This is a genomic window from Streptomyces hirsutus (assembly GCF_001418415.1).
GTDB classification, from domain to species: domain Bacteria; phylum Actinomycetota; class Actinomycetes; order Streptomycetales; family Streptomycetaceae; genus Streptomyces; species Streptomyces hirsutus.
The window spans coordinates 1-3,483 of the sequence record NZ_LIQT01000284.1; the positions used below are offsets into that span (position 1 = coordinate 1).

General features: G+C 71.2%; 2 protein-coding genes. Both read left to right on the top strand.

Annotated features, from left to right (window positions below; all coding sequences use genetic code 11):
* Positions 1 to 1,580: M1 family metallopeptidase (locus AOK11_RS21155; RefSeq protein ID WP_107098640.1), on the top strand; the 1,580-nt coding region annotated here is incomplete at its 5' end.
* 146 nt (positions 1,581 to 1,726) lie between these two features.
* On the top strand, positions 1,727 to 3,223 hold the full coding sequence (gene hflX, locus AOK11_RS21160; protein ID WP_055595300.1) for a GTPase HflX: 1,497 nt from the start codon (positions 1,727 to 1,729) through the stop codon (positions 3,221 to 3,223).
* Positions 3,224 to 3,483 lie beyond the last annotated feature (260 nt).

Genomic DNA, 3,483 nt, shown 5'->3' on the forward strand with positions numbered 1-3,483 from the left:
CGGACGTCCGCCGCCGGCGGCGGACGTCCGCGGCGCTGCTCGCGTCGGCCGTCTCCGTCTGCCTCCTCGCCGCGAGCGCTCCCGCCACACCGCTGGGCATCGGCGACCGTCTCTTCCCGTATCTGGGCAACCCCGGGTACGACGTGGCGTCGTACCACCTCGCCCTCAGCTACTCCGGCACGAACGACACGCCGCTCCAGGCCACCACGAGGATCGACGCCCGGACGACCACGGACCTGGACCGGATCAACCTCGACTTCGCCCACGGCACGGTCCATTCGGTCGAGGTCGACGGCACCCCAGCCGCCTTCACCACCGCCGGTGAGGACCTCGTGATCACGCCCGTGAACGGCCTGGACGCCGGCGAACGGACCCGTATCACCGTGCGCCACACCAGCGATCCGGTGGCCGCCGAGGGCCGTGACGGCGGTTGGGTGCGCACCGCGGACGGTCTCGCCATGGCCAACCAGGCCGACGCCGCGCACCTGGTCTTCCCGTGCAACGACCACCCGTCCGACAAGGCCTTCTTCACGTTCCGCATCACCGCCCCCGACGGTCACACGGCCGTCGCCAACGGCCTGCCGATCCATGTCCACCGCACGCGCGCGGCGGCGACGACCTGGACGTACCGCACCCGGCACCCCATGGCCACCGAACTCGCCCAGGTGTCCATCGGCCGCTCCACGGTCCTGCACCGCACCGGTCCGCAGGGGCTGCCGCTGCGCGACGTCGTCCCCACGGCCCACCGCGAACAGCTCGAGCCGTGGCTGGCGAAGACCCCGGACCAGATCGCCTGGATGGAGAACAAGGCCGGCCGCTACCCGTTCGAGACGTACGGCCTGCTCATGGCCGACGTCTCCACCGGCTTCGAACTCGAGACCCAGACGCTGTCCCTCTTCGAGCGGGAGCTCTTCACCGACCCGGCCCACCCCGCGTGGTACATCGAGTCGATCATGGTGCACGAGCTCGCCCACCAGTGGTTCGGCAACAGCGTCAGCCCCCGTACCTGGTCCGACCTGTGGCTCAACGAGGGCCATGCCACCTGGTACGAGGCGCTGTACGCGCAGGAGAAGGCCGGCCGGTCCCTCGAGGCCCGGATGAAGGCCGCCTACGAGGCCTCCGACCGCTGGCGCGCGGAGGGCGGACCACCCGCCGCTCCCAAGGCCCCGCAGCCCGGCCAGAAGATCAGCATCTTCCGGCCGATCGTGTACGACGGGTCCGCGCTCGTGCTGTACGCCCTGCGCGAGGAGATCGGCCGCACCGCGTTCGACCGCCTGGAACGGCGCTGGGTGACCCAGTACCGGGACGGCACGGCCTCCACCGCCGACTTCGTCCGGCTCGCCTCCGACACCGCGGGACGCGACCTGACCGGATTCCTGAACGCCTGGCTCCACGGCGCGAAGACCCCGCCGATGCCCGGCCACCCGGACTGGAAGACCACGGACCGGGCCCCGGAGAAGTCCACGGCCTACAGGTTCACGGGCCACAGGCCCACGGCCCCCGAATCCGCGGCACAGCCCGCTGAACGTTCCGGTCCGGCCGTGCATCGACCGGGCGCGAGCCGGGAACAAACACGGTGACGAGACGTGCCGTGCCGTGCCACCATCGTCAGGACGCCACCGCACGGGTCACGGGAATCTCCCGGGAGGCCCGTGCGTTGTGAAGGGTGACGGGCGTAGTCCGTCACCCCTGCGACCTCCCATCGACGTATCGACGTAAGGACCCAATGACCTCCTCTTCTTCCCCTTCCCAGGACACCAAGCGCTTCGCGCGGACCTACCCCGAGGGCCTCCGGGCCGATGCCCTGATGGAAGCGGACGTCGCCTGGAGCCTCGAGATCGACGGAGAGCGGGACGGCGACCAGCTCGACCGCTCCGAGCGGGCGGCCCTGCGCCGCGTCGCCGGCCTCTCCACCGAGCTCGAGGACGTCACCGAGGTCGAGTACCGGCAGCTCCGCCTGGAGCGCGTCGTACTCGTCGGCGTGTGGACATCGGGAACCGTGCAGGACGCGGAGAACTCCCTCGCGGAGCTCGCCGCCCTGGCGGAGACGGCGGGCGCCCTCGTGCTCGACGGCGTGACCCAGCGCCGCGACAAGCCCGACGCGGCGACCTTCATCGGCTCCGGCAAGGCCCAGGAGCTGCGCGACATCGTGCTCGAAACGGGCGCGGACACGGTCGTCTGCGACGGTGAGCTGAGCCCCGGCCAGCTGATCCACCTCGAGGACGTCGTCAAGGTCAAGGTCATCGACCGGACGGCCCTGATCCTGGACATCTTCGCCCAGCACGCCAAGTCCCGGGAGGGCAAGGCGCAGGTCGCGCTCGCGCAGATGCAGTACATGCTGCCGAGGCTGCGCGGCTGGGGCCAGTCGCTGTCCCGGCAGATGGGCGGCGGCTCGGGCGGCGGACTCGCCACCCGTGGCCCCGGTGAGACCAAGATCGAGACCGACCGGCGCCGGATCCGCGAGAAGATGGCGAAGATGCGCCGGGAGATCGCGGAGATGAAGACCGGCCGCGACATCAAGCGCCAGGAGCGCAGGCGCAACAAGGTGCCGTCCGTCGCCATCGCGGGCTACACCAACGCCGGCAAGTCCTCGCTGCTCAACCGCCTCACGGGCGCGGGCGTGCTGGTCGAGAACGCCCTGTTCGCGACCCTCGACCCGACCGTGCGCCGGGCGGAGACGCCGGGCGGACGGCTGTACACGCTGGTCGACACCGTCGGCTTCGTCCGGCACCTGCCGCACCACCTCGTCGAGGCGTTCCGCTCCACGATGGAGGAGGTCGGCGACGCCGATCTGATCCTGCACGTGGTGGACGGTTCGCATCCCGTCCCGGAGGAGCAGCTGGCCGCCGTGCGCGAGGTGATCAGGGACGTCGGCGCCACCGACGTACCCGAGATCGTCGTGATCAACAAGGCCGACGCGGCGGACCCGCTGACGCTCCAGCGGCTGCTGCGGGAGGAGAAGCGCTCCATCGCGGTCTCCGCCCGGACCGGCCAGGGCATCGACGAACTGCTCGCCCTCCTCGACAACGATCTGCCCCGCCCGGCCGTGGAGGTCGAGGCGCTCGTGCCGTACACGCACGGCAAGCTGGTCGCCCGCGCCCACGACGAGGGCGAGGTGATCTCCGAGGAGCACACCGCGGAGGGCACCCTGCTCAAGGTGCGGGTGCACGAGGAACTGGCGGCGGAGCTCACACCGTTCGTGCCCACGCCGACCGCCGGCTGAGTCAACGGCCCGCGGTTCCGCGCGCAAGGGAGACGGCCCGCCCCCAGCTCATGAGCTGGGGGCGGGCCGTCTCCCTTGCGCGGATCAGCGAACGCCGCGATCACGCACCGCCGCGATCACGCACCGCCGTGATCACCGGCCGCCGTAGGTCCTGCTCATGTTCTGGTACAGCGCCTCGGCGTCCCGGCCCAACTGGGGGCCCGCGAGCCAGGTGTTGTCGGTCGGGCCGATCGAGGTGTTGGACACCAGCACGGTCTCGC